This window comes from Nitrosococcus halophilus Nc 4 (assembly GCF_000024725.1).
GTDB classification, from domain to species: Bacteria; Pseudomonadota; Gammaproteobacteria; order Nitrosococcales; family Nitrosococcaceae; genus Nitrosococcus; species Nitrosococcus halophilus.
Genome location: NC_013960.1, coordinates 2,164,879 through 2,190,151, shown reverse-complemented (window position 1 = coordinate 2,190,151; position 25,273 = coordinate 2,164,879). Strand labels below are relative to the sequence as shown.

The window sequence follows — 25,273 nt, the reverse complement described above, 5'->3', positions numbered from 1 at the left end:
TGCCCATGCAACTGCGAGCGCGCAATCTGGAAAGGCTGCCTCAAACCACTTATGATGTTCTGATCATTGGCGGAGGGATTAACGGCGCGGTCTCTGCGGCCGCCCTTGCTGGCAAAGGCGCTAAAGTCGCTCTAATTGACAAGGGGGATTTTGCAGGTTTTACCAGCCAGCACTCCTCTAATCTCATTTGGGGCGGAATCAAATATTTGGAAACTTACGATTTCCGGCTGGTCTGGAAACTGTGCCAGTCTAGAAATCAATTAATGAAGAATTATCCCTCCACCGTCAAAGAAATCCGTTTTTTTACAACGGTTCCCCAAAACTTTCGATACCCCCGCTTACTCCTATGGCTAGGTGCTTGGCTCTATTGGTTGATGGGCAAGGGGTTTACCCAACCCCCCCGCCTCCTGTCACGGAATGATATAAAAAAAGAAGAAGACATTATCAATATAGAAAGCATCCAAGGAGGATTCGAGTATTCGGATGCCTACCTATACGACAATGATGCTCGGTTTGTCTTCAACTTTATCCGCTCTGCCTTGAACTGTGGCTGTATCGCCGCCAATTATGTGGAATCCCTAGGAGCCCAAAGAGGTACCGATAAGGTGTGGAGAACCCAGGCCAGGGATCATATGAGTGGTGAAGAATTTGAAATTAAGTCTAAAGTCCTGCTCAATGCCACGGGCCCCTTTGTGGACCAACATAACCAGCTGACCGGCCAAAAAACGCCCCATCAACATGTCTTCTCTAAAGGGGTACATTTAATCGTCGATAAACTCACCCCTCACCAACGGGTACTTGCCTTTTTTGCCAGTGACGGACGCTTATTTTTTGCCATTCCCATGGGCGTAAAAACCTGTATCGGAACGACCGACACCCCGGTAAAAGATCCTACTACCACCGTCACGGCGGAAGATCGTCAATTTATTCTTGATAATATCAATAAATTGCTTACCCTCAAGAAACCCTTGAAGGTGGAAGATATCATTGCTGAGCGCTGCGGGGTCAGACCTCTAGTCGTCAAAACAGGCACCTCGAGAAAAAGGGATTGGTTGGAGCTTTCCCGCAAACATGAGATTGACATCAATTGGGAAAGTGACCATATCAGTATTTTTGGGGGAAAACTGACGGATTGCCTCAATGTGGGGGAAGAGGTTAGCGAATTAGTACAGGCGCTAGGAGTCACCCTTCCCCATCCCCAACACCCCTGGTTTGGTGAACCACCGGAAGCCATAAAAAAAGCCTTTTTGCATCAGGCCGAGTTAATGGATTTAGACCGCTACACTCCACCCAATTCGACGGAAAAACTGACCTGCCGCCTCTGGCGAAGATATGGATCAGAGGCGATTGGCCTATTAGAAATGATCCAAGCCGATCCTCAACAAGCTGAAGCTCTCATTGAAGGAACAGAATATCTCCGCTGCGAACTACAACTAGCCGCGCGAGGCGAAATGATTGTCAAACTAGAAGATTTTCTACGCAGACGCTCTAAAATCTCTTTAATCGTAGGGCCGCAAGACCTTAAAAGATCAGCAGAACTAAGGGAAGCCTGTGAGACCCTGTTTGGTCAACAAGCTCAGGAAAAATTTGCTGAGTATTTTTAGGAGAATTAAATCTGTTGCGATAATTGACCAAGAAATCGCTCTAGCCTATTGAAACCTCAGCTATAGTGTTCTAGATAATACTAAGGATTGTATTTTTGGCTTGGCTAGCCTTTATTACCTTTATTAAAAGAAATTAAGGAGAATTAGCAATGCCGAAAGAAAGCGGAAAACAAATGTCAGAAACGGGGAAAGAAATAGAAAGGCAGAGGGTGGAACCCGCCCGCATGCTCTCTCCCTTTGAAGAAATGGAACGGTGGTTCGAAAGCGCCCTTCCCCGGGGTTGGATGCGCCCTTTCCAACGGGAATGGCCGATGTTGGGTGAACTCGCCTGGCCCCCTGAAGGCAGGATTCCCCGGGTTGATGTGGTCGACCGGGATGAGGAAGTGGTTGTCCGCGCCGAACTGCCGGGAGTAGAAAAAAAAGACCTGGATATCTCGGTTACCGATAACACGGTCACAATTAAAGCCACCACCAGCACCGAGGAAAAAGAAGAAAAAGGAGATTATTTTCGCCACGAGATATCCCGTGGCAGCTTTGCCCGCACCGTCGCGTTACCCAGTGATGTAGAAAGTGAGAAAGGGAAGGCCTCTTTCAAAGAAGGTATCTTGGAGCTCACCTTGCCCAAGGTGAAAAAATCAAAACGGCGCCGCATCAAAGTCGAATAGAGCACTCCTCACAATATCTCCGGTGCATAGCGGCATTGCTCTGCCACGGCAGCTTTGCCGCTATGCACCGGAGTTTAGGATTACAAACTCACTCTCAATAAGCCCCATTATTTTTCTACTCAACCCTGCAAAGGGTAACTTCCTTTAGGGAAATGCCGGAACAGTAGGCTCAGTCCCACTAATTTCTGCTTCGGGATGATGTTTTTTCACCAATTCATCAATTTCATCGACCCGAGCTTTGGGGACATCTACTATCATCAGGAGTTCTCCTTCTTCAATGGCTTTTTCAAACTTCTTAATACGGGAATTGGGTACATCTGAGCCAATCATAGAGGAAAACCACGCTCCGAAACCGGCGCCTGCAAGGCTCATCGCTAATACGGCACCTCCACCAAGGACAATCCCTGCCGGCGGAAAGGTAACGGCCACTAATCCCGCCAAAGCACCGGTAGCACCACCTACCGCAACTCCTCTCTCAAGCGCGGGAATAAAATCACTTTTTTGCATCAATCCTGCTTCCGGAAGATTTTCCAGGGAAATTCCTTCCTTGGCAATAATATGGATATGCCGCTCTTCCACCCGGGCCAACAACAACTCGTTGACAATTTCTCGGGCATCTTTAACATCAGGTACCAAAAAATAAAGTCTTCTCATGTTCTTTTCCCTCTTTGATGCATCTGCATATAGGCTTCTGAACGAAGCACTTGTTTTACTCTATGTTGTATAGTAAAAACTTCGCTTAATTTCGAGATTTACTTTTCAGCTCCACCAAGAAACTAACAAAAAAGAGAACAGTACAAAGAATTGAACCTACCCCTGTGCCTTCGCCGTTTTAGGAAATAGGCAAACCCAGCGCTTTTTACAATCCCACTGGGTTTGAACCAGCAGGGAGCGCTATATTCGATTAGAGGGTGAGCTTAAAAATCCGTTCCCCGGGACTGGATCATCCCTGTTAGCGGGAAAGACCAGCCGGGGAGAATTGACGAGGGCCTCAGAAACGAGGCCCTTCTCCTATTGGAGTAGGGAAGAAAAAACTTGGATATTAGGGAAAGGCCGGAATGGTAGGCTCGGTCCCATTAATTTCGGCTTCGGGATGATGTTTTTTCACCAATTCATCAATTTCATCGATCCGATCTTTGGGAACATCCACCATCATCAGGAGTTCTCCCTTTTCGATGTCTTCCTCAAATTGCTTAATCCGCGAATTGGGAACATCCACACCTATCATAGTGGACATCAGACTTCCCACACCTGCACCCGCAAGGCTAATCGCTAATATAGCCCCTCCCCCCAAGGCGAGCCCTGCCGGCGGAAAGGTGACCGCGACTATTCCCGCCAAGACACCGGTGGCGCCACCTAGCGTAATCCCCCTCTCTAATGCCGGAATAACATCGCTTCTTTGCGCGAGTCCCGCCTCCGGTAGATCTTCCATGGGGGTTCCTTCCTTGGCAATAATATGGATATGCCGCTCTTCTACCCGAGCCAACAGTAGCTCGTCAACAATAGCTTTGGCACTGTCAACATTAGGTACCATAAAATAGAGTCTTCTCATATCTTTTTTTCCTCTTTGCGACGTCTTCTGCACATGAACTTCTATATACCGCCTGTACTCAATGATACTGATTTGACAAATTTGTGCAGTTTTGAGCTTAATTTTTCATTCCACTACAGCGATGTATCGTGACTTCGCTATTTTTCAGGAATATTTACTTTAAGTTTAGCATGCGATCCCCCAAAGATCCTTATATATGAAATTGGTATTAGAAATACCGACCCATTAAGATCATGTCTCAACTATCCGAAACAGTAGAATATTCCTATTGAAACGGCCAAACACGACTTATGGAGATAACAATGAAAAAAATTACTTTATATTCAATGGTATTTATATTAAGCATGGTCCCGAGTATCTGCTCAGCCGACTCTTTCAGTGAAGCGTCCGAGAAACTTTGTGAGAAAATAAAATTCTGCGCCCTTAAAAGCCTAGAGCAGAAAGACCTATCGCCACAAATGAAACAAATGATGGCCCCCATGATGGAAAATATGTGTGCCTCTATACAGCAAAATTATAACGCTGCACTTGAAAATCATAAGCTATATGAACCCGCTACCCGCTGCATGGAAAGTATGCAGGGCCTTACATGCGGGGACCTTCAACAAGCTGACGGACCGCTAACACCAGAATGCGAAGCTTATCAAAAGCTTGTCGAAGAATAGCAGTCATAAAAAAGGGGCTCATACCCATTTCATGGGATTTTGCATTGTATAGATGCAGTTTAAACAAGCACTTGGAGACTTAATAAATTACATTCTTTGATTAATTGGTATCAAGTAAAAAAAAGCGGCAGATCGCCGTTACCGGTGATCTGCCGCTCGTTCTCATACCCTGTCAGGGGTTTTTATGGACTAGCGACCCCCTGACCAACCACATCCCAGGCATACGTGTCCGAGATGTAGCCGTCTATGTACCAAACCCGCCGCCACATGGCATCGGACTCAAAATCAGGCCTGCCCGGATTGGCGCCGGCGGAATTGCCTTGACCCAGGCCCTGGCCTGGGTTGACCGCAGGCGCATTGCCCGGAGGCGTGGCCTCGCCCGTGGCCTGCGACCACACACCATAGAGCCATTCACCGCCCGGATTGGCCTCGATGCTGCCCTCACCGGAGGTGATGTCCTGCTTGCCCTCCAGATCGTCGAACTCGTTGCAGAAGCCAGAACCTTCCACCACCGAGTCAATCACATCGGGGTCACCGTGTGGATCAGAAGGATAGCACACGCTCAGATCGTCCTCTTCGGCCCAGACCTGATAGTTGTTCCCGAACTGGACGCCGCGGCTGTAGAACAGATTTAGTGATTCTGCCTCACCAAATTCCACGGTCCGGTTGTCGCCGGTCTCGTAGACAATGAAGTAGCGCGAAGGATCCCTAGCGTCTTCCTCTCTCCCAGTGTCCGGGATGGTCGGCGCCGTTTCCGAATAGCGCGGGTCCAAGATAGTGAAGCGCATGGATTTGAGCTGCGACACGTTACGGGCCTGTTCAGCGCCGCCGGCATCATAGCTGAAGCAGGCTTGGGGTTCATCGCTTACCTCACCTTGATCACTTCCTACCTGGGTTTCTGCGGTACGGAAGGTCTCGCAGGTGGTAACCGTGCCATTGCCATCGAAAATCTCGCCCGAATGGGAATAATTATCGGGCAAAGTGGTCCAGGTCTGACCGCCATCGAAGGAACGCCGGATGTAGAGTTCATAACGATCCCGGCCGCGGGTATTGAGCTTCCAGTTGGGCGACCAGGCATAGAGGAGCATGATGAAGTCGCCGTCCACGAAGCCCCGGTGGCCTTTGGCCACATCCAGGGGATTGTACCAAGACTGGTCGAGGATGTTGTTGGCCCGGTTGGTGGCGCTGTCCTCGCAGGCCGTCACCGGGCTGATACCGTCGCTATAGCTAACCACCGCAGCGTCGGACGGGCACTGATGCCAGGTGAGCACCTTGGTGGTGTTGGGCTCTGGGATCTCGCTGCCCTGCAGAATGGGATTGGTATCCCCGATTCCCGTCGCCGGATCAACCGACGGACAGTCGGCATCTCCTGGCTGTGGATTGTCAAGTGAGGTATCGGTACAGGTATCCGGGGTCACCGACGACAGATTGATGGCCGGTGCCCCGCACAGTCCATCTGGATAGTATGGGTTCTCTCCTGCGTTAACGACCCAGTTGTCGCAGGCCATGTTGGTGAAAGCATAGGGGTTGTGTTCACCCTCTTGGTAGCCGCTTGGCAGCAGCATCCGCCGGGCCATGACATCGGCCGGGCCGCAAACCTTCCGGATCTTCCTGCCAGGTGATCACGGCACCGACACCTTCCACCATATCCGCCTCGACCCGGTTGACGTCCCGCCGACCAGAGGTGAGCCGCTCGGCCTTACGCCAGACTATCTGGTAGGTGTCGTCATCCTGTTGTTCAAGTGTGCCCCGTGCGGCCCACAGACAAGCGTAGGGTACCTCGCCAACAATTTGATTTTTTTCAAATTCATCCTCCGCATAATCCACCGATTGCTGCTGTCCGGAAACCCTGTACATGTCGGTGAGATAGAGATCATCGGGGGACGGGTCGCTCAGATCGAGGCCGAGATAATCCACAATCGCGCCAAGGCGCGCCTCATCGTTCTTCAGCGAGTAGTTCGGCTGCCCACTGCCGCAGTAGCGGCTAAACCAAGCCACGATGGTCTGCTTGCCCGCGGTGGCCTGGGCGATGTTGAGAACGTCGCCCGGGTAGTTGATATCGTCATTTTTGTAGAGCTTGACATCCCTCCGGTCGAAATCCGCGGAACTCTTGTCGGCCGATTCAGACAGATTGGTCAACTTCCAGGTGTTGCCGTCGTCCAGGCTCACCGCCGCATAGGCCTCCCGCTTGCCGTGGCCGGTGAAGCCGATCTCCTCGTTGCCTTCCACGTGCTCAACGGGGCCGTACAGAAACACCCCAATCTGGGGCTTGGCGTCGCTAAGTGTCTCCTCAAGGACGCCATCGATGTTGTAGTGCTCGACTCCTCCATCGGTGTTGAGTAGGGTACCATCGGCCGCCTGGGCCGGCACATACAGATTCATCACATCAATGAAGGCGTGTTCTGCTTCACCACCTGGGGGTAGTTTCTGCGACATGCTTTTCTGGAACGGCGAACCGGGATTGCCGTTGCCGCCGTCATCGGCAAAGGCCGCCCCACCCGCCAGAAATGCTCCGATTAGAAGCGGGGATACTTTCCATCTCATCAATAACTCCTCCCTTTACTACGGTCAAAAAAATATAGGCAGTGATCGAACTTTCCCTAAGCCGCTCACTGCTCTTTGCTTAAACCGACTTTCTGTGCTTAATATGGATTAAGAACGCTTCACATGGTTAGGAAAATCTTGCAGACTTTTATGATTATTTATGACTATATGATTACTTTATTCTCTTCATTAAGTTGATACCAATTTCATGTGATTTTGCATTGTATGGATTCAGTCTAAACAACCACTTGAAGCCTTAATAGATTGCATTCTTTGGTTAAATTGGTATGAGTTTAAATTTATAGATAGCCTATAAATTTTAATTTTTCTATGTTTTTTCATCCCTTGAATTTAACGAAGTGATAACATTGGTGTGGTTGCTAAACAGAAATGCAATATTCCAGACCTAATCTCTGGGAAACCTTTATTAATCTAAATTTTTAATCTATTAATCTTGAGTAGCAAAGCTGCCTGATAATTCTTATAGTTTTGATCATGCTTTTTTACAATAATTGAATCGAGCATTAGGCAAGAGCAAAAAACGAAAACATGCGCCTATCTATGGTTTACAAAAAGAGGCATTTTTACTACACAGGTCATCACCGAAGCATTCCCTTTTACGAATAACAGCTTTGACTGCCAGAGATCCGTGGGATTGAAGTTTTGCGTAGCGGCCATGGCAAGGAGGTTTTTGTGGTGGTCAAGATACGCCGCGCCTTGTCCATCTAGAAGGGGGTTTGCTCGCTGTGTTGCTTGCACTCAATAATCAATAAGGTGCCCCGGAGCAAATAACATGGAAAATACATTCTGGGTGGCATTGGCCGCCAGTTCCTTGGCAGCACTGGTGACGGCACTGGGTATCTACACCATTCGCCATTTTGAGGCCTGGGGCCGAAAATATAGTATCTACTTCGTTTGCTTCGCGGCTGGCGTGCTGATTTCCGTCTCCTTTTTGCACATTATCCCGAAGTCCTTCGAGATGAATGCCAATGCTCCCGTGTATCTGCTTATTGGGTTTGTCCTACTGCACCTGTTCAACCGATTTATCACCGCTTTTGTCTGTGAGCGGAATCCAAATTCCCGCTACGGTATCGGACTGATCCCCATGCTCGGCATCGGTTTCCATTCATTCATCGACGGGTTCGTGTACTCCATCACGTTTACCGTCAGCATCTTTACTGGAGCGTTGGCCGCCACCGGCATGGTGCTCCATGAATTTCCTGAAGGAATCATCACCTATTTGCTGCTTTTGCGCGGGGGGTTTAGCGAAAAAACTTCTTTGATTCTAGCCTTCCTCGCCGCCTCACTGACCACCCCTCTAGGTATGCTGATTTCTTATCCCTACATTAACCAGATCGACAAACCGTTATTGGGAGCTTTACTATCCCTGTCGGCAGGCGCGCTCGTCTATGTGGGCGCCACCCATCTGTTGCCTCAGACGGAAAAGGAACACCGAAAGTACAGCATGTTTGCCTTCGGTGCTGGCATCCTGGTGGCCGTCCTCATCGTGCTAACCAAGTGATGGATGACACCCGTGGACGGTGGGTCCACCAGCTAGGGGGCACCTCCCCACAACTCGGCCTAGATGGGAGAGCGGGAAGGAAGGGGCTCTCGCCCTAGCCCAGGACAGACGGGCCTCTCGTGAAACCTTAGCGTGCCCGCCTGCCCTTTAGCTGGGGCTATCTTAAGCCCATGCAGTTGGCATAGTAGGTCACCGTAGCAGGCCAATCGGAAAAAATGCCCAGGATACCCACATCCTTCGCCAAGACATCAAGCACTTCCAGCATGTCGCCATCATTATCGATGGCGTCGGTAGTGGTCTGATAGTACCAACCGCCGCCGCCCTTGAGCGGACCGGAACGCTCAATCGTCCAGGTGATGATATCAAGACCAGCAGCCTTGGCATTCAAGGCATACTCCGAGGGCACAATCTCATTATTCTCATTCAGTTCCAGCAGGGCCCACAGGGGGGGCGCGATAATTGTCACCCCCTGGGCAACGAGGCTCTCCATGGCAGCCGGGGAGGAATCCAACTCGCCGACGGAGTTGGCGTCGTCAAGGAACACCGCCTGCCTGCCGAAGGCGGGTTCATTATGAATCCAGTAGAGTACATCATTGAGATTGAAAGATTGGGGATACACCTTCCTCGCTCGAACACCTGCCTCATGGTACTCATCAATCAACTGCTGGGCATAATCCTCCTGGGTATAATCGCCTTCAAAAGGCATGGCAACGGCAGGAGTTTTGAGCTCAGGGGCAAACTTCACGCCCAACGTCTTAAAGAGCTCAATGCTCTCTGCATGACTCAGTAAAGTACCCTTGGCGGAGTACAGATCAGTACGCCAATTTGGCGTAGCATTCATGTACTCTTCGACGGTAGTGGCGTTGGAGTTGAAAGCATCCATCTTACCCTGGAGGGTCTTGAACTCCTTAAGGGTAATGTCGCTGGTACAGCATTTGGCCGAAGCCGGTGCGATAGTTTCGCCGGTCACGGGATCGATCTCAGCGGGCGTAAAAGGTACAGAGCACTTAGCGGCCAGGCCGGTGGCAAGGATATTGGTGGTGGTATGTAAGTCGCACTGGGAATGGCGACACACCAACTCTCTGTCCTGAGTGAAGGTGACATCGCACTCTAGGATACCGGCCCCCATGCGGGCGGCTGCTTCGTAGGACTCCTGGGCGTGCTCGGGGAACTGCAGGGGAGCGCCCCGGTGGCCTATGGAAAAATCGGTCTTATAGAAGGGACCTTTGGTGCACCCTTGAAGGGCCTCCTTGAGCTTACTCTCCTCCATGTCCTCCACGAGGTAGAATGGCCGGGGACCCAACTGCACATGTTGCCCCCCTTTTTTGTTGGCGGACAGCTTTTCCCCCTTATCTTTTCCCCACTTATGGTTTTCGTTATCTCCAAAACCGTCAGCAGGGGCAAGGGCGGATAACGCCATAAAAATAGTAGCAATCATAAGCATAGAGCTATTTAGGCGCATTAGATCCTCCAGTTCTTTAGCATAAAGAGGGTTCAGGCAGGATCGAAAAGGATCCAACGCGCCACACTACTGAAGTTTTATGTCTGTTAAATGGCAGTATCGTTAAGGGCTAATGAAAAGCCAATAATAGACGTTATTTTCTCCCTTTGCCGCCCGGCCAAAGCTAAATAGGTGCCCATAGCCCCTGATTCTTTTAATACAATTATCTATAATATGTAAAGCTCAAACACCAGCGCAGCCGGGTCTAGTCCCACCGATATTTACCCTTGATACCACACAGAAGGTAAAGGTGCTTATTTTTAGGTCGTTTCATTCATGTGGTTTTACAAAATTCTAGGTTTCGTTTTTACGGGTCTTGCCACAATGGGAGTTATTCTTCCCCTCCTTCCTACGACCCCTTTTCTCCTTTTGGCCGCGGGATGCTTTGCCAGATCCTCTCCAAGGCTTCATCAAATGCTTATAGAAAATGCCACCTTCGGACCGATGATCAAGAACTGGCATGAGCATAGGGCGATTCCCCTGAGAGCTAAGATCATTGCCATCCTCTCATTAATTTTTTTCGGTGGTTATTCGGTGATCTTTGCTATCGAGAATACTATCCTCAAAATTTTAGGCACCTTAATCATTGTCTATGCCCTGTTTTTTATTGCGAGGATTAAAATACACCCTGTCCACCCTACGCTTGTTGAATGATTTCAACAGCGTCACCCACAGTGTTCGCAATATGGATAAGATCTATGTCTTTGGGGCTAATCACCCCTTCGCCCAACATGGTCTCTTGAGCGAAGCGCCGTAAATGTTCCCAGAAATCGCCACCCATGCCGATAATAGGAAACCGCTCTAACTTGCCTGTCTGCACCAGCGTGACAACCTCAAAGGCTTCATCAAGAGTACCAAAACCGCCGGGCATGATCACAAATGCAGAGGAATATTTGACAAGCATTACCTTACGAACAAAAAAATGTTCAAACTGGATAAACTTATCAAGATAAGGGTTAGGCTTTTGCTCTTGGGGGAGTTGGATGTTGCAGCCCAGACTCAAGCCTCCTCCTTCTTTGGCGCCACGATTAGCGGCTTCCATAATTCCGGATCCGCCACCGGTTATCACCGCATACCCTGCCTTGGCCAAGGCACTGCCAAGCTGTCTTGCAAGTTGGTAATAGCGATGATTCTCCGGAAAGCGGGATGAACCGAAAATCGTGACACAGGGGGGCTTAAAGTCAAAACTTTCAAACCCCCGCAAAAACTCTAGAAAAAAAGTGACCGCGCTTTCTAAATCTGATTCCCGGTTCCGTCTTCCCGACAGGAATACCTTCTCTGCTCCCTCCACTTTTCCGAGGAGCGAATAATGGGCTGTATCATCAGTAGTAGTTTTGTCATTCATGATTATCTCTTTTAAGAGATAATAGTATAATCAAAGAGTTGGATATACTTTGTCTCATGCATATTAAATTGATGGGTTATTTTCTAGTCACATTACAGTTTTTAGCAATTATTTTATGCTGTTTTCCTTTTGGTCTAGCAGATAGGAACTTTATGGCTAGCTTGTTATTAGTGACTATTGGATTAGTCGCTGGGATAATCACGCTATACTTTAACCGATTAAGTAATTTTAACATCCATCCTGAAATAAAACATAATGCCGACCTCATTACCCATGGCCCTTACAAGTATATTCGCCATCCTATGTACACCAGTTTATTCATAGTGATGTTGGGTATCACAATCTACAATTTTCATTACCTAAATTTTATCGGCTTGACAATTTTAGTGCCAGTTTTAATAGCCAAATCCCATATTGAGGAGACTCTATTGAAGGATTCTTTCCCTGAGTATCTCGATTATATGGCAAGAACAAAAAAATTTATCCCTTTTGTTTTCTAAAAACCATGGGAAGGTTTAGTCCATGCAACTTAAAGGTTTGTGCCATTGCGGCAACGTACGCTTTACACTTCATTCCCCACACCCTTACCCCTTTAACCTCTGTTATTGCTCTATCTGCCGGAAAACAGCAGGTGGTGGAGGCTATGCTATCAACCTAGGTGGAGATTATGAAACCCTGAAAATAAAGGGTAAAAAACATCTCAGTGTATACCAAGCAAGAATTTCAGACCCTAAAACAGGGGAAGTTAAGAAAAGCCCAGCACAGCGGAATTTCTGCAAAAATATGAAGAAACCAAAGCGGACAACACAGTACTCAGATAAGGCCTTCTGGGAGAAAATCAACATATATGCAAAATCAGTAGGGCTAGATGTTATCGAAACTTCCTTAAAACTTTATTATGCTTTACAAGATGAAGATACTCCCAAATGGGCAAAAACGGTTATTTATAGTGCTTTAATTTATTTCATCTCTCCAGTTGACGCCCTACCCGATTTGCTGCCAGGGGGTTATGTGGACGATTTAGGCACGTTATTATCTGCAGTTGCAACAGTATCGGTTCATATTAAAGAAGAACACTCAGACAAAGCAAAGGTTAAAGTCGAACAGTGGTTTAAAAGGTAACTTATGGGAAATAACAATAAAAAAACTATAAAGGTGTACTACAACAGCGCATGCCCAGTCTGTAATGCAGGGATAAAAAATCAAAAGTCGAAAATGGCTAACTGTGAAATAGACTGGAAAGATGTTCATACCCAATTAGGCATTCATAATGAGGTCTCACCTGATCTTGAATTTGTCCGCAAAAGACTTCATGCAGTGAATGAGAAAGGAGAAATAAAAGTAGGAATTGAGGCATTCGAAGTCATTTGGAGACATTCACCTAATGAGCACTGGAAAGCCAAGCTCATCTCTCTTCCCATAATAAAGCAAATTTCTATCTTTCTCTATAATACGTTTGCCTGGTTTTTATATAAGTGGAATCTGCGAAAACACCACTGGTAATGATTACTACGAAATTAGAACAAATCTCAGACATAGGGTGAACAGTAAACACACACAGGTTCTTCCCCTTGATGTCCGTAAATATAAAATCGAACTTCCGGATCAACACCAGATTGTGGTGTTTTAATTTCGATAAGACCAAGATTTAATCCACCATAAGGATTTTTTCTATAGTTTTTTATCCCCTTTAAAAAATTAACTTTTGCACTCAATAAACCATTATTAATTGATATCTTTCGATTAGCCCGAATAAGCAGTTTTGAGAAAAATTGAACAAAAAAAGAATTAATATGGGTAATGGGACTGGAAACCACTTGATAAATGTTAGGTCCTTCTTTCTCCCATTTAATCCGGTGGACACATCCAATATGAATATCGCCACTCAGCAAAATAATTTTTTGTGAAGGATGTTTAAGCTGATGCTGATAAATCGTTTCTAAAAACCTATTTCTATCCTGCACATGGGCGCCAGAAGACCATCGATCTGAGAAATCTTCGCCAGAATAAGTGATTTTAGCCGCCAGTTTTGCTAGAAAACGAGGTAAATGGATAACGGGTACACTCAGCACAAAAAACAATACCTTTTTCTTTCTATGAGTTTTTAAGAATTGTTTAATTTTTATATGCTGATTTTCAGAAAAAAGCTTACCATTCCTTCCAGCTTTTCGATTAGAACGCAGATCCAAGACAAAAAGGGCTATATTTCCATAGGTAAAGCTATAATCAAATGAATCGGGTAGCTCCTTCTGAGAAGCCATAACGCGGGAAGCCTGATAATCAAAACAAGATAATTTTGCTCCTTTAAAGAACTCCTGCCACTGGGGGTTTTGATGATTTGGATCAGAACCCCAATTATCAACGATGTCATGATCATCCCAGATAGGATAGCATGGATACTCAGTGTGTATTACTTTTAAATCAGCAAGATTACAGAAATATCGGTAACGGCGTTGAAGTATCTTCCGTATACTTTCAGATTTATATTCCAGAATATTTTTATTACCTTTAGGCGCAATAAGAGAAAAGTATTTTGGATTAAAAAGAGAAAGGTTTTGAGGATGATCAGAATACATCTGATCTCCCACCATCAAAACGAATTTGGTATCATGACGCCTCATACATCGCTTTGCGGCACGTAGCATTTGAATAGATTCTAAGCGGACTGAACCATCTTCATTAAATGGCTGATTACAGCTCATTAATGCAATTGAAAAACGATGTGGAGTTTGATCGGGATGGTCAGGAGCTGTTTCAAAGGATCCCACTCCAATGAGCTGATCATCTGCTACATTTTTTACTTCATAAACATACCAGGTTAAAGGCTCTAAAAATAAATTATCTACAGTAAGTGGCAGTTCCACACTGCGAGTGTTATCATTTTTATTCTCATATTCAATTTCTATATATCCTTCCTGTGCATTTTCCTGATCTCCCATTTTCCACCAACGTAAACGCAAAATTCCGGGTCTTTCTGAGCGAATCCATAGCCGGGCTGATCTTGCCTTTACAGCACTGACAGATACCATATTTCGGAGCGGCTCAATCTGAAAGCTTTTTAAATTTTCCATATTATTTAAGCGGCTAAGGATATGGGTAAGCTAATTTTCAAAAAAAATATTTATTTTTTATCAGGGCTAATACGCTTTAATATCTGCTCAACTACCGGATATTTCCCAGCTAGTCGTTCTGTCCAATTTCGTACACGCGGTGAATGTTTTATTAAAATTGGCAATCCAATTAAGATTAATGGAAGACCAAGCGGGATTGGTAACCAAAATATTATCAAACCAGTGAAGACAGAAACGGTTCCAAAACTGATATATATTAACTTAATCATTTTTCTTAAGCTCCACTATCAGCCTCCCCCGCCACACTAAGATTTGCCTACATTCATAATCACAATGGCCATGCCGGAGAAGACTCGTTGAAAAATGATCTTAAATAGGCTTTCCTAAAAGGCGTCCAAAAATTGAGCAAGTGGACCCCCTATAACATCGTTCAAACAGAACCACCCTTTACCATTTTAGGCGCTTTATCCTTAATCCCAATTTACGCCTTTGTTGATACTAATGCTAGTAAAATCGGATAGTTTAATATGGCTTTACACTTCCCCTCGGTGGGATGAGTCACCTACTTGTAATGGGAAACGGGTTTATGGGCTACCCAAATGGACAAGAAGGGCTATCGGCTAGCACCTCGTGCCCTTATGGGGATCATCATTGTGGGAAGAGATCTTGGTATCTCGGAAATGCCTATTCCCTATATTTAATAGGGTATTTTAACTTCTAGACTTTGATTCCTGGATTCCTGTCTCAATATATCCTAATTTTTAATATAGAGCCATTTACAGCTTTAATAATTGGAACAAAGCAAGGAGGTTCTATGAATAAATTCACTCTGACCAGTTCTCGTATCTTTGCCATTGCCATGCTGTCTGTGGTGGCGACCCATCCCCTCAATGCAGCCGACCCAGAGGAAGAAAGCAAGGTAAAAGAGTTTATGCAGGTGAAGCTCTCTAGCTCCCATGATGTTTTGGAAGGCTTAGTCGAGGAAGATTTTTATAAGATCTTAGGGGAAGCAAAAAGAATGCTAGCAATGAGTCATGCAAGTGAATGGTATGTTATGAAAACCCCCAAATATAAAGAATATAGCACTGAGTTTCGTGACCACCTGCAGGAACTCATAGGTGCGGCTAAGGATAAAAACCTTGATATAGCGGCCCGTAGTTACTCCCAACTGACCGTAACTTGCGCAAAATGCCACAAGCATGTGAGAGAGGAGCAATAGCAGAACCTTTGGCTTAGCTATTTTCCCTCAAAAATGGATTTGATCGTCGCTCTTCTCCAAAAGTGGACATAGGTCCATGACCTGGAATAAATCGGACCTCATCTCCTAGAGGAAGCAGGCGTTCACGAATAGATCGAATTAAGGCATCATAATCGCCACGGGGAAAATCAGTGCGGCCAATGGAGCCCTGAAACAGGACATCCCCAACGAGGGCCAGATGACTGTCCAGATGAAAAAAAATCACATGGCCAGGCGTGTGTCCTGGACAATGATAGACGTTAAGGACCACTTTGCCAAAGGAGACCGTATCGCCCTGCTCCAACCAACGATCAGGCACAAAAGCTTCAGCGGGAGGAAAACCAAACATTTCGCTTTGTGAAGGCAATGAATCGATCCAAAATTTATCCTCTATTTGGGGGCCTTCTATTGGCACGTCTAACCGGCGTGCCAATTCGGTCACCCCCCCCGCATGATCAATGTGCCCATGGGTTACCAGGATCTTTTCTATCTTTAATTGGCTAGCCTCAACTTTTTCCAAGATTTGATCCAAATCGCCCCCGGGATCCACAACCGCCGCCTTCCCGGTCTCTTCGCAACCAAGCAGTGTGCAGTTCTGCATAAACCGGGTAACGGGTAAGATTTCAAATTTCATACACTACTTTTATCAACAGGGTGAAATAGGTTAATTCGCAAGGGAAACCTTTGAGTCTACGCCAATATCGGCAAGCAAACCTTTATCATCAGGCTCATTAAGAATCGTTACCGGAGTGCCGGGCCCTATAAATTGACGCAATTCATCAATTTCAGTGTTGGTGAGAGCAATACAACCTCGAGTCCAGTCAAAATCCTGGTGGATCGCCAATTTTTGATTTGTTTCTTCCCCGATACCATGAATCCCAATAAATCCCCCTAACCGGGTTTGCTGGGGGGGAGTACCATTTTGTTCTTGATGGGCCCGATAAATATGGATTAGCTCCTCCCATGAAATCAGCCCCTTTTTGTACCCCGCCATGGCATCCTGACGACCAGGATAATTGAGATGTATGAAGTAATAAAACTTACGACTGGGCCAAGAACCGACTATCTCATATTCTCCCTCCGGGGTGCGTTTGTCTCCCTCAACACGCTTCCCCCCTATTCCCCCTTGTCCCAGGGCAACATGATATTTTTTAATCACCCGTGTTCCCTTTTTCACCACCAGTAACCGTTTGGACTTTATGACAATGATTTCGTAAGGAAACTCGGTAGGCGGCGTTGCGAGCACAAATGGGCTTGCTAAACTTAATGCCAAGCTAATGAATAACAACAAAAAATTAGGCATTGTTCACGATGTCCTATTGTTATTTTGGAACAATTATCCTGCCGCCAATGTTTTGACTTACCCAGAAGTTTTAGCAACTTCTATGCCTTTTTTGCTTATTATTGCCTATAGGGGCTATGTTCTCCCAATTCCACCATGGCGTTCCTTATCATCCGGCGTTCTTGGGCAAGAAAATCAGCAACCGCCCCACGGAAGCCGGAGTCACTGAGCCAATGAGCGGACCAAGTAGCGGTGGGCAAAAAACCACGGCTAATCTTGTGCTCCCCCTGGGCTCCAGGCTCGAAGCATTGTAAACGGTGCTCAATACAATATTCTAGACCGCGGTAATAGCACAGTTCGAAGTGCATGCCAGCCAAGTGCTCGTGGCACCCCCAATAGCGGCCATAAAGGGTGTCTTGGCTTCGGAGGTATAAAGCCCCCGCAATGGGCTGATTCCCTCGAGTAGCCAACGCCAATATTACGGCTTGCCCCATGGTCTGCCCTAGAGACTTAAAAAAGGGCAAAGTAAGAACAGGGTAATTTCCTTTGGCATTAAAAGTGGCCTGGTAAAATTGATACATGGCGTGCCACTCTAAGTCGGTAGTTTCATTGCCATGGATAACTTTGATGTCTACCCCTTGTTTTTGAGCCTGGCGACGTTCTCGCCTAACCTCTTTGCGTCGCTTTGAACTCAAGGCCGCCAAGAACTCCTCAAAATCTCGATAACCTCGGTTGCGCCAATGAAACTGATAACCCTGACGCAAGAGCAACCCGCAACTCCCTAGCCACTCCATCTCTCGCTGGTGAGGAAATAACCAGTGAAGGGATGAAACTCCCCATTCTTTAGCTAGCGTCATTGCCATCTGAATAAGCCCATGGACAACCGTTTCATCCACATCCGGCCTCAACAGCAGCCGTGAGCCGGTCACAGGGCTAAAGGGTACGGCGGCTACCAATTTGGGGTAATAACGCCCCCCGGCCCGTTCCCAAGCTTCAGCCCAGGACCAATCAAATACGAATTCGCCAAATGAATTGTATTTCAGGTATAAAGGGACCGCTCCAAGCAAGTTCCCCTGTTCATCCTCAGCAAGAAGGTATCGCGGAAGCCAACCCACATGAGCGCCGATGCAGCCATGGCGCTCAAGGGCACTTAGGAATTCATAGCATAAGAAAGGATTATCGGTTCCCTTCAAAGCATTCCACTGCCTAGAACCAAGAACCTCGATAGACTCAGTAACCTTAAATCGCATGGCAACCCTATTCTGCATCGTCTATCTTGACTAGAATACTCAAGATTTATATACAGCGCACTGGTGATTTTTTGACGCTCTGTATGTTACTATCTTATCTAGTCCGGTAATGTATTAGTTGCCTATGAGACTTTCTAACCGTCCCCGTTATGCGATTAGCGCTATGATGAATTTGGCCTTGGCCAAGCAGCCAAGCTCAGTTACTCTAGGAGATATAGCCCAACTTGACAATATCTCTGTTTCTTATCTAGAGCAAATCTTTGCCAGCCTACGCCACCATGGTTTAGTGGAAGGAGTGCGGGGTCCAGGAGGAGGCTATCATCTTGCGCGAGCTGCGGAGGAAATCACCATTGCAGAGATTATTGCCGCGGTAGATAAACAACCGGGTAAGCTCAATCCTTTAGCGATCGCAAATAATTCCGTGAGTGAAGCAGAGCGGCTTTGGAATGACTTCAGCGCACGGCTTTATGATTTTCTCAATCAAATTACCCTAGCGGATCTCACCCGGCGCTGGCCCCACTTACGCCAGTGCTAATCTTATCTGTAAATGTATATTGATAAAAAAAGCTTTTCTCTATCTTAGAACATCCCCCCGGCGTTACATGAATGTAAAGTAACGATCAAAGTCTCGTGCTTGCAGCTGCCTGTGTAGTTCTGGGCGACAATTAACTATATTGATATCGCTCTGATCCTTTCCCGTACATTCTCTTAACATTAATAGCAAGGCATAACCAGAATCGCGAATCATCTCAGTCTGCCCCATATCAATAACAAATATTACATCCCTATCACGGGCTTGTTGCGCTGCATGCCAAAACTCTTGGCACACGGAAAAATCTAGTATTTCAGAGGTGGCCAAAGTAATCACATTCGTTTCTGTAGCAGTGCCAACGTTAAAAGACATAGCAGGCTCTCCTTGGTTCAATAGGTTGGGAATTGCTGCAGCAGCAGTACTTCCCTTTACTCTGCACTGCTTCACACTACGAAGTAGAACGCGGCAGCTATCCTCTGGACCTTTGGCCTTTTGATTAACAGGTCCGGCGAATATCCGCCCCAGTATAAATAGCAAGCTGTAGGAGCTAAATAGGTAATTCTACTTATATAAGAAGGGTCATTTTCGCGCTTGCGGCCAAGGCTATGAGGAACGTCGGAGCATGAGTACAAGGCGTGCTAATTCCGTAGCACGCCTTACTCTCATCTTAGACATAATCCGGGCGCGGTGGATTTCCACAGTACGGATGCTAACCCCCAATTCGGCGGCAATCACCTTATTGAGCTTTCCTTCGATAACCTTGTTGAGGACATCCCGTTCTCTAGGAGTTAGGGAAGCCAATCGTTTTTCGATGGTATCCCGTTGCGCTCGCTCGGCCCGTTTAACCTGGTCTAAGTCAATGGCCTTATGAACGCACTCTAGTAAGGTCTCAAAGTTGAAGGGTTTAAGTAAGAAATCCACTGCCCCCTGCTTCACCGCCCGCACTGCTGTAGGCACATCGGCATGGCCCGTGATGAAAATAATCGGAATATCGACCTGTTCAGAAACAAGATATTCTTGCAGCTCCAACCCTGTGTTCTCTGGCATACAGACATCTAAAACAACACAGCCAGGCTGATTGGGCTCATAGGCTTTGAGAAAAACTTTGACGGATTCGCAGCACCTTACGCGATAACCCACTGAGTAGAGCGACAGGGCCAACGAGTCTCTAACTGCAAAGTCATCATCGACAATAAACACCACTGGTTCACGTGTAGCCATGCTTAAGCTTTCATCGGGGGGTCACCTTCGATTCTTAGGGGGATCAATGGAGACTATCGACTCCACCCCGGGTTTAACCCGCTTAGCCTGCTACTGTCAAGAGCAAATTATTTAAACGTTTAACAAACAGGGCGGGTTCTTCAAGGCGCCCTCCTTCGGCAAGCAAGGCTTGTTCAAACAATAAGTTAGCCCAATCATCGAAGCCTTCTTCCGTCTCCTCCCCTTTAAGACGAATAACGAGGGGGTGAGTCGGATTCAGTTCAAGAATAGGTTGGACATGGGGCGCCTGTTGCCCTGCCTCCTTAAGGAGGCGCTCAAGATAGCCGCTCATATCATGCTGTTCAACGACTAAACAGGCCGGAGAATCCGTTAGACGGTGGGTAACTCGCACTTCCTTGACTTTGTCACCTAGACTTTTCTGAACCCTATCAACGAGGCCTTTAAAGTTTTCTTCAACCTCTTTTTGCTGTTGTTTATCCTCCTCATCCTCCAAGTTGCCCAAATCCAGTTCGCCTTTGGTGACCGACTGCAAAGGCTTACCTTCAAACTCAGGGAGCGATGCCGCCAACCACTCATCCACCCGATCGGAAAGCAGCAACACCTCAACCCCCTTTTTCCGGAACACTTCCAGATGGGGGCTACTCTTGGCGGCCAGGAAACTGTCAGCAGTGATATAGTAGATTTTTTCCTGCCCTTCTTTCATCCGTGACAGATAATCGGCCAAAGAGACGGTTTGCTCGGCACTGTCATGATAAGTAGAGGCAAAGCGTAACAGCCTGGCAATCTGCTCTCGGTTATTGGGATCTTCACCGGGCCCTTCTTTCATGACCTGCCCAAATTCTTTCCAGAAGCTTTGGTATTTTTGGGAGTCACGCTTCGCCATATCTTCCAACAACCCCAGAACTTTCTTAACCGAACCCGCGCGGATACTATCAATGATCCTGTTGTTCTGGAGAATTTCACGGGAAATATTGAGGGGTAGATCATTAGAGTCCACCACTCCCCGGACAAAGCGGAGATAGCGGGGCATCAACTGCTCGGCATCATCCATAATAAATACCCGTTGCACATAGAGCTTGATACCGTGCATACGGTCCCGGTCCCAGAGATCAAAGGGAGCCCGGGAAGGGATAAAAAGTAGCGAGGTGTATTCGAGTTTACCTTCCACATGATTATGGGTCCACGCCAGGGGATCTTCAAAGTCGTGGGCCACATGTTTATAGAAGGCCTGATATTCTTCCTCCTTGATTTCGCTTTTAGGCAAGGTCCAAAGAGCAGTAGCTTTATTGATCTGCTCCCATTCTTCCTGCTCCCCCTCCTTGTCACCCCCGCTTTCCTGCTTCATTTCAATGGGCAAATCAATGTGATCCGAGTACTTAGTGACAATATGGCGCAAACGCCAACCATCTAAAAATTCCTCCTCCCCTTCCCGCAAGTGGAGGGTCACCTCGGTCCCACGAGGCGCTTTCTCTATGGTCTCAATGGTGTAATCGCCCTCGCCTCTCGATTCCCAGCATACGCCGTGCTCCGAACCTACTCCTGCCCGCCGGGTTTCCAAAACCACCTTGTCAGCGACAATGAAGGCAGAATAGAAACCCACGCCAAATTGCCCGATAAGATGCGCATCTTTAGCTTGATCGCCAGAAAGAGCTTCCAAAAAGGCCCGGGTGCCCGACTTGGCAATGGTGCCGATATTATCGACGACCTCCTGGCGCCCCATACCAATACCGTTATCGGTGATGGTAATCGTACGCTTCTCTTTGTCGTAGCTGAGACGAATACGGAGGGTACTGTCACCCTCGTAAAGCGCATCATCGGTGAGGGCTTCGAAACGCAGCTTATCAGCCGCATCGGCTGCATTAGAGATTAGCTCCCGCAGGAAAATCTCCTTGTTACTGTACAAAGAGTGGATCATGAGGTTCAGCAGTTGCTTAACCTCGGTTTGGAAGCCCAGAGTTTCCTTATGGCTTGCTACAGTCATAGTATGTGGATCTCCTCCGTATGATGGAAACTAGATTGATGCCAATCAGCTAACATAAGGGCAACTCCTCCGGAATCAAGGGTCGATTTCAAATACTCCTTATGGTTGAATGGGGCTATTTCATGATATCTAAATATTAATAGAGAGTAACTCAGCCTCCGCGAGAGCACTGTTTACCATGAATATCCATACTGTATCGACAACCCCCTATTCTGACCAGCGCCCAGGGACTTCTGGTCTGCGCAAAAAGGTGAAACACTTCCAACAACCCCATTACCTGGAAAATTTTGTGCAATCCCTCTTCGATTGCCTGGGGGAGCTTACTGGAAAAACGCTGGTTTTAGGGGGAGATGGGCGTTATTACAACCCGGAGGCCATTCAAATTATTCTCAAGATGGCCGCGGCCAACAAAGTGGGCCGGGTACTCGTGGGCCGCGAGGGGCTCTTCTCTACCCCTGCGGTTTCTTGCGTCATTCGCCGCTATAAAGCCTTGGGTGGGATCATTCTTTCCGCCAGCCACAATCCCGCGGGGCCGGAGGGCGACTTTGGAATTAAATATAATATTAGCAATGGCGGCCCAGCGCCCGAATCGGTCACTGACGCCATCTACGCCCGGAGCAAGGAAATTGACCGCTACCTGATGGTGGAGGCCGAGGATATCCCCCTTGATTCCCTCGGAATCCGGAATCTGGCTGGGATGGCTGTCGAGATTGTCAACCCCCTCGCTGATTATGCGGAGTTGATGGAAGAATTATTTGACTTTCCCCGGATCAAGACCCTGTTTGACACCGGGGTCTTCCACATGCATTTTGACGCCATGCATGCAGTCACCGGTCCCTATGCCAAGGAAATTCTAGAACACCGTTTGGGGGCTGATCCCGACACCGTACTAAACAGCGAACCCCTGCCGGATTTCGGCGGGGGCCATCCGGATCCCAATCTTGTCTACGCTAAGTCCCTGGTGGCCAAAATGTATCGGGGCAATGCCCCCAGCTTCGGCGCCGCCTCGGATGGGGATGGGGATCGTAACATGATCCTAGGCAAACGTTTCTTTGTGACTCCTTCCGATAGTCTGGCTATTTTGGCAGCTAACGCCCATCATATTCCCGGTTACCGCTTAGGTTTAGCCGGAATTGCCCGCTCCATGCCCACTAGCCGGGCAGCCGATCGGGTTGCTGAAGCCCTGGGAATCGAGTGTTTTGAAACCCCCACTGGATGGAAATTTTTCGGCAACCTTCTGGATGCGGGGAAAGTCACCCTGTGTGGCGAGGAAAGCTTTGGCACAGGTTCCGATCACCTCCGAGAAAAAGACGGCCTCTGGGCAGCCCTGTTCTGGCTCAACATTTTAGCGGTACGCCGCCAGTCGGTGGAGGCTATTGTCAGGGAACATTGGGCCAACTGCGGCCGCAATTTTTACTCCCGCCATGACTACGAAGATCTTCCCGCCGATCTTTCCCAGCAACTCATGGAGGATCTGCGGAAACAACTTCCTACACTAAAGGGTAAACGCTTCGGGCAACGGGAGGTGATACTGGCTGATGACTTTAGCTACACCGATCCCATCGATCACAGCCTCACCACCGGACAGGGAATTCGGCTCTGCTTTGAAGACGACGCCCGGATTATTTATCGTCTCTCCGGGACAGGAACTGAAGGGGCAACCCTGCGGGTCTATTTGGAAACTTTTGAACCGGATCCAGCTCGGCACGATCTGGATACCCAAGTGGCCCTCGCCAGCCTCATTCAAATTGCCGATCACGTAGCCCAAATTCAGCAGCGTACGGGCCGAGCACAACCCTCGGTCATCACCTAAACTTAGCTCTAACAGTCAACCAGACCATATGGATTAAGTAGTTGATTAAAAAACTTTTAATTCCCAATCGAGGTGAGATCGCGGTACGTATTATCCGTGCCTGCGCCGAACTGGGCATCACTTCTGTGGTGACCTACACGGATGTGGACCGCCACGCCCTCCACGTCAAAAAAGCGGACGAAGCCTATAATGTAGGCGCAGATCCCCTGGCCGGCTACCTCAATGCCCGCCGTATCGTCGCCCTTGCCCGCGCCACCGGATGCGATGCCATCCACCCCGGCTACGGATTTTTATCAGAGAATCCCCACTTGGCGGAGCGCTGTGAACAGTATGGGATCCGTTTTGTAGGCCCCCCCGCCCAAGTCATTCACCGCCTCGGCGACAAGATCGAGGCCCGTCATACCATGGAGGCGGCGGGCATTCCCATCGTCCCTGGCAGCCACACCAGCTTAGGAGGGGTAGATGAGGCCCTAAGCCTTGCTGAGCAAATCGGCTATCCCGTCATGCTAAAAGCCACCGCTGGCGGCGGTGGGCGAGGTATTCGCCGCTGTAATTCCCCCCTAGAACTAAGCCGTAATTACGAGCGGGTGGTCTCCGAAGCCCAAAAGGCCTTCGGCAGCACCAAGGTTTTTTTAGAAAAGTGCGTGGTTAATCCACGTCATATTGAGGTCCAGGTCCTGGCCGATCACCAGGGCCATGCCATTCACTTGTTCGAGCGGGACTGCTCCATTCAACGGCGCCACCAGAAACTGATTGAAATTGGCCCTTCTCCTCAGCTCAGCGAGAAACAACGGGCCACAATTGGTAAGCTGGCCGTTAAAGCCTGCCGGGCGGTGGGTTACCGTAATGCCGGCACAGTGGAATTTCTACTGGATGCCCAGGGCAATTTCTATTTCATGGAAATGAACACACGGCTGCAGGTGGAACACCCGGTCACCGAAGCTATCACGGGAGTAGACATCGTCCAAGAGCAACTGCTCATTGCAGCCGGTGAATCCTTGAGCTACCGGCAAGAAGATATCCAACACCGGGGCTATGCGATGGAACTTCGGATTAATGCTGAAGATCCTAAAAATGACTTTTTGCCTAGTTTTGGCCGCATTACCCGTTACTATGCACCAGGCGGTCCAGGCGTACGCACCGATGGAGCTATTTACACCGGGTATGATTTACCCCCTTATTTCGACTCCCTCTGCGTCAAACTCACGGTCTGGGCCATGAGCTGGGAAAAATTGCTTAATCGCGCCCACCAGGCTTTGCATGACATTGGTATCTATGGCGTCAAAACCACAATTCCCTATTACCGAAAAATCCTGGCCTCACCAGAGTTTCGAAGGGGAGAGTTTGATACCTCTTTCGTGGACAACCACCTAGAATTGCTAAACTACAGCGCCGATACCCGCGAGCCGGAGCTAGCAGCCGTGGTGGCTGCAGCCATTGCCGCCCATATGGGAGCCTGATCTAATAAAGGCCGAAGGAGTGAAAACT

At 47.9% G+C, this 25,273-nt stretch carries 25 protein-coding genes; 12 read left to right on the top strand and 13 right to left on the bottom strand.

The window, feature by feature from the left end; all coding sequences use genetic code 11:
• Positions 1-5: 5 nt before the first annotated feature.
• Both NHAL_RS10310 and NHAL_RS10305 read left to right on the top strand, forming a co-directional pair.
• Positions 6-1,604 (top strand): glycerol-3-phosphate dehydrogenase/oxidase, encoded by a 1,599-nt coding sequence (locus tag NHAL_RS10310; RefSeq protein WP_013033082.1) that lies wholly within the window; start codon positions 6-8, stop codon positions 1,602-1,604.
• 149 nt (positions 1,605-1,753) lie between these two features.
• Positions 1,754-2,269, top strand: coding sequence for an Hsp20/alpha crystallin family protein (locus tag NHAL_RS10305; protein WP_013033081.1), 516 nt, complete (start codon positions 1,754-1,756; stop codon positions 2,267-2,269).
• Between the two features lie 144 nt (positions 2,270-2,413).
• On the opposite strand, the gene NHAL_RS10300 is transcribed toward NHAL_RS10305, so the two are convergent.
• Both NHAL_RS10300 and NHAL_RS10295 read right to left on the bottom strand, forming a co-directional pair.
• On the bottom strand, positions 2,414-2,923 hold the full coding sequence (locus NHAL_RS10300; RefSeq protein ID WP_013033080.1) for an ammonium transporter: 510 nt from the start codon (positions 2,921-2,923) through the stop codon (positions 2,414-2,416).
• 388 nt (positions 2,924-3,311) lie between these two features.
• The gene (locus tag NHAL_RS10295) at positions 3,312-3,821 is read right to left on the bottom strand and encodes a DUF1269 domain-containing protein (RefSeq protein WP_013033079.1); all 510 of its coding nucleotides are present in this window, start codon (positions 3,819-3,821) and stop codon (positions 3,312-3,314) included.
• Positions 3,822-4,123: 302 nt separating this feature from the next.
• Here NHAL_RS10295 and NHAL_RS10290 point away from each other — a divergent pair, with 302 nt between their 5' ends.
• On the top strand, positions 4,124-4,486 hold the full coding sequence (locus tag NHAL_RS10290) for a hypothetical protein (protein WP_013033078.1): 363 nt from the start codon (positions 4,124-4,126) through the stop codon (positions 4,484-4,486).
• Between the two features lie 182 nt (positions 4,487-4,668).
• Here NHAL_RS10290 and NHAL_RS10285 read toward each other — a convergent pair whose 3' ends face one another.
• Both NHAL_RS10285 and NHAL_RS10280 read right to left on the bottom strand, forming a co-directional pair.
• Positions 4,669-6,063, bottom strand: a complete 1,395-nt coding sequence (locus NHAL_RS10285) for a choice-of-anchor O protein (RefSeq protein WP_041354860.1) — start codon at positions 6,061-6,063, stop codon at positions 4,669-4,671.
• On the bottom strand, positions 6,020-7,030 hold the full coding sequence (locus NHAL_RS10280) for a choice-of-anchor O protein (protein ID WP_013033076.1): 1,011 nt from the start codon (positions 7,028-7,030) through the stop codon (positions 6,020-6,022). Before NHAL_RS10280 ends, NHAL_RS10285 begins: the two co-directional genes overlap by 44 nt.
• A gap of 793 nt (positions 7,031-7,823) precedes the next feature.
• Here NHAL_RS10280 and NHAL_RS10275 point away from each other — a divergent pair.
• Entirely contained in the window at positions 7,824-8,552 is a 729-nt protein-coding gene (locus NHAL_RS10275; protein ID WP_013033075.1) for a ZIP family metal transporter, read from the top strand.
• Positions 8,553-8,709: 157 nt separating this feature from the next.
• Here NHAL_RS10275 and NHAL_RS10270 read toward each other — a convergent pair whose 3' ends face one another.
• Positions 8,710-10,014 carry a glycerophosphodiester phosphodiesterase family protein gene (locus NHAL_RS10270; RefSeq protein ID WP_013033074.1) on the bottom strand — a complete coding sequence of 435 codons (1,305 nt, stop codon included), beginning with the start codon at positions 10,012-10,014 and terminating at the stop codon, positions 8,710-8,712.
• A 315-nt stretch (positions 10,015-10,329) separates the two neighbouring features.
• Between NHAL_RS10270 and NHAL_RS10265 the strand changes: the two genes are divergently transcribed.
• Entirely contained in the window at positions 10,330-10,707 is a 378-nt protein-coding gene (locus NHAL_RS10265) for a YbaN family protein (RefSeq protein ID WP_013033073.1), read from the top strand.
• On the opposite strand, the gene NHAL_RS10260 is transcribed toward NHAL_RS10265, so the two are convergent.
• Positions 10,691-11,398 carry an LOG family protein gene (locus NHAL_RS10260; RefSeq protein ID WP_013033072.1) on the bottom strand — a complete coding sequence of 236 codons (708 nt, stop codon included), beginning with the start codon at positions 11,396-11,398 and terminating at the stop codon, positions 10,691-10,693. The two genes, NHAL_RS10265 and NHAL_RS10260, sit on opposite strands and share 17 nt — an antisense overlap.
• Positions 11,399-11,454: 56 nt before the next feature.
• Here NHAL_RS10260 and NHAL_RS10255 point away from each other — a divergent pair, with 56 nt between their 5' ends.
• The 3 genes from NHAL_RS10255 to NHAL_RS10245 are packed head-to-tail and all read left to right on the top strand — an operon-like array spanning position 11,455 to position 12,901.
• Complete coding sequence (locus tag NHAL_RS10255) at positions 11,455-11,898, top strand: methyltransferase family protein (protein ID WP_013033071.1); 444 nt, start codon at positions 11,455-11,457, stop codon at positions 11,896-11,898.
• 22 nt (positions 11,899-11,920) lie between these two features.
• Positions 11,921-12,520: a GFA family protein gene (locus NHAL_RS21975; RefSeq protein ID WP_013033070.1), complete on the top strand. Its 600-nt coding sequence runs from the start codon at positions 11,921-11,923 to the stop codon at positions 12,518-12,520.
• A 3-nt stretch (positions 12,521-12,523) separates the two neighbouring features.
• Positions 12,524-12,901, top strand: a complete 378-nt coding sequence (locus NHAL_RS10245) for a thiol-disulfide oxidoreductase DCC family protein (protein WP_013033069.1) — start codon at positions 12,524-12,526, stop codon at positions 12,899-12,901.
• 26 nt (positions 12,902-12,927) lie between these two features.
• Here NHAL_RS10245 and NHAL_RS10240 read toward each other — a convergent pair whose 3' ends face one another.
• A complete protein-coding gene (locus tag NHAL_RS10240; RefSeq protein WP_013033068.1) occupies positions 12,928-14,469 on the bottom strand; it encodes an alkaline phosphatase D family protein in 1,542 nt (513 codons plus the stop codon).
• An 814-nt stretch (positions 14,470-15,283) separates the two neighbouring features.
• Here NHAL_RS10240 and NHAL_RS10230 point away from each other — a divergent pair.
• Positions 15,284-15,688, top strand: coding sequence for a cytochrome c (locus NHAL_RS10230; protein WP_013033065.1), 405 nt, complete (start codon positions 15,284-15,286; stop codon positions 15,686-15,688).
• Between the two features lie 13 nt (positions 15,689-15,701).
• On the opposite strand, the gene NHAL_RS10225 is transcribed toward NHAL_RS10230, so the two are convergent.
• From NHAL_RS10225 to NHAL_RS10215, 3 genes are all read right to left on the bottom strand, one after another.
• Positions 15,702-16,340, bottom strand: a complete 639-nt coding sequence (locus NHAL_RS10225) for an MBL fold metallo-hydrolase (protein WP_013033064.1) — start codon at positions 16,338-16,340, stop codon at positions 15,702-15,704.
• 30 nt (positions 16,341-16,370) lie between these two features.
• Positions 16,371-17,009 (bottom strand): L,D-transpeptidase family protein, encoded by a 639-nt coding sequence (locus tag NHAL_RS10220; protein WP_013033063.1) that lies wholly within the window; start codon positions 17,007-17,009, stop codon positions 16,371-16,373.
• A gap of 98 nt (positions 17,010-17,107) precedes the next feature.
• Positions 17,108-18,238, bottom strand: coding sequence for a GNAT family N-acetyltransferase (locus tag NHAL_RS10215; protein ID WP_013033062.1), 1,131 nt, complete (start codon positions 18,236-18,238; stop codon positions 17,108-17,110).
• A gap of 124 nt (positions 18,239-18,362) precedes the next feature.
• Between NHAL_RS10215 and NHAL_RS10210 the strand changes: the two genes are divergently transcribed.
• Positions 18,363-18,773, top strand: a complete 411-nt coding sequence (locus NHAL_RS10210) for an Rrf2 family transcriptional regulator (protein WP_013033061.1) — start codon at positions 18,363-18,365, stop codon at positions 18,771-18,773.
• A 63-nt stretch (positions 18,774-18,836) separates the two neighbouring features.
• On the opposite strand, the gene NHAL_RS10205 is transcribed toward NHAL_RS10210, so the two are convergent.
• The 3 genes from NHAL_RS10205 to htpG all read right to left on the bottom strand — a co-directional run bounded on the left by NHAL_RS10205 (position 18,837) and on the right by htpG (position 21,972).
• Positions 18,837-19,142 carry an STAS domain-containing protein gene (locus NHAL_RS10205; protein ID WP_013033060.1) on the bottom strand — a complete coding sequence of 102 codons (306 nt, stop codon included), beginning with the start codon at positions 19,140-19,142 and terminating at the stop codon, positions 18,837-18,839.
• Positions 19,143-19,373: 231 nt separating this feature from the next.
• Positions 19,374-19,991, bottom strand: coding sequence for a response regulator transcription factor (locus NHAL_RS10200; RefSeq protein WP_013033059.1), 618 nt, complete (start codon positions 19,989-19,991; stop codon positions 19,374-19,376).
• A gap of 82 nt (positions 19,992-20,073) precedes the next feature.
• Positions 20,074-21,972, bottom strand: coding sequence for a molecular chaperone HtpG (gene htpG, locus NHAL_RS10195; RefSeq protein WP_013033058.1), 1,899 nt, complete (start codon positions 21,970-21,972; stop codon positions 20,074-20,076).
• A gap of 178 nt (positions 21,973-22,150) precedes the next feature.
• On the opposite strand from htpG, the gene NHAL_RS10190 reads away from it, so the two are divergent.
• Positions 22,151-23,785: an alpha-D-glucose phosphate-specific phosphoglucomutase gene (locus NHAL_RS10190; protein ID WP_013033057.1), complete on the top strand. Its 1,635-nt coding sequence runs from the start codon at positions 22,151-22,153 to the stop codon at positions 23,783-23,785.
• 41 nt (positions 23,786-23,826) lie between these two features.
• Positions 23,827-25,245: an acetyl-CoA carboxylase biotin carboxylase subunit gene (locus tag NHAL_RS10185; RefSeq protein ID WP_013033056.1), complete on the top strand. Its 1,419-nt coding sequence runs from the start codon at positions 23,827-23,829 to the stop codon at positions 25,243-25,245.
• The last annotated feature ends 28 nt before the right edge of the window (positions 25,246-25,273 follow it).

Coding starts and splice junctions, on each gene's coding strand:
- NHAL_RS10310 (WP_013033082.1), top strand. CDS start 6: ATGCAACTGCGAGCGCGCAATCTGGAAAGGCTGCCTCAAACCACTTAT.
- NHAL_RS10305 (WP_013033081.1), top strand. CDS start 1,754: ATGCCGAAAGAAAGCGGAAAACAAATGTCAGAAACGGGGAAAGAAATA.
- NHAL_RS10300 (WP_013033080.1), bottom strand. CDS start 2,923: ATGAGAAGACTTTATTTTTTGGTACCTGATGTTAAAGATGCCCGAGAA.
- NHAL_RS10295 (WP_013033079.1), bottom strand. CDS start 3,821: ATGAGAAGACTCTATTTTATGGTACCTAATGTTGACAGTGCCAAAGCT.
- NHAL_RS10290 (WP_013033078.1), top strand. CDS start 4,124: ATGAAAAAAATTACTTTATATTCAATGGTATTTATATTAAGCATGGTC.
- NHAL_RS10285 (WP_041354860.1), bottom strand. CDS start 6,063: ATGGCCCGGCGGATGCTGCTGCCAAGCGGCTACCAAGAGGGTGAACAC.
- NHAL_RS10280 (WP_013033076.1), bottom strand. CDS start 7,030: ATGAGATGGAAAGTATCCCCGCTTCTAATCGGAGCATTTCTGGCGGGT.
- NHAL_RS10275 (WP_013033075.1), top strand. CDS start 7,824: ATGGAAAATACATTCTGGGTGGCATTGGCCGCCAGTTCCTTGGCAGCA.
- NHAL_RS10270 (WP_013033074.1), bottom strand. CDS start 10,014: ATGCGCCTAAATAGCTCTATGCTTATGATTGCTACTATTTTTATGGCG.
- NHAL_RS10265 (WP_013033073.1), top strand. CDS start 10,330: ATGTGGTTTTACAAAATTCTAGGTTTCGTTTTTACGGGTCTTGCCACA.
- NHAL_RS10260 (WP_013033072.1), bottom strand. CDS start 11,398: ATGAATGACAAAACTACTACTGATGATACAGCCCATTATTCGCTCCTC.
- NHAL_RS10255 (WP_013033071.1), top strand. CDS start 11,455: ATGCATATTAAATTGATGGGTTATTTTCTAGTCACATTACAGTTTTTA.
- NHAL_RS21975 (WP_013033070.1), top strand. CDS start 11,921: ATGCAACTTAAAGGTTTGTGCCATTGCGGCAACGTACGCTTTACACTT.
- NHAL_RS10245 (WP_013033069.1), top strand. CDS start 12,524: ATGGGAAATAACAATAAAAAAACTATAAAGGTGTACTACAACAGCGCA.
- NHAL_RS10240 (WP_013033068.1), bottom strand. CDS start 14,469: ATGGAAAATTTAAAAAGCTTTCAGATTGAGCCGCTCCGAAATATGGTA.
- NHAL_RS10230 (WP_013033065.1), top strand. CDS start 15,284: ATGAATAAATTCACTCTGACCAGTTCTCGTATCTTTGCCATTGCCATG.
- NHAL_RS10225 (WP_013033064.1), bottom strand. CDS start 16,340: ATGAAATTTGAAATCTTACCCGTTACCCGGTTTATGCAGAACTGCACA.
- NHAL_RS10220 (WP_013033063.1), bottom strand. CDS start 17,009: ATGCCTAATTTTTTGTTGTTATTCATTAGCTTGGCATTAAGTTTAGCA.
- NHAL_RS10215 (WP_013033062.1), bottom strand. CDS start 18,238: ATGCGATTTAAGGTTACTGAGTCTATCGAGGTTCTTGGTTCTAGGCAG.
- NHAL_RS10210 (WP_013033061.1), top strand. CDS start 18,363: ATGAGACTTTCTAACCGTCCCCGTTATGCGATTAGCGCTATGATGAAT.
- NHAL_RS10205 (WP_013033060.1), bottom strand. CDS start 19,142: ATGTCTTTTAACGTTGGCACTGCTACAGAAACGAATGTGATTACTTTG.
- NHAL_RS10200 (WP_013033059.1), bottom strand. CDS start 19,991: ATGGCTACACGTGAACCAGTGGTGTTTATTGTCGATGATGACTTTGCA.
- htpG (WP_013033058.1), bottom strand. CDS start 21,972: ATGACTGTAGCAAGCCATAAGGAAACTCTGGGCTTCCAAACCGAGGTT.
- NHAL_RS10190 (WP_013033057.1), top strand. CDS start 22,151: ATGAATATCCATACTGTATCGACAACCCCCTATTCTGACCAGCGCCCA.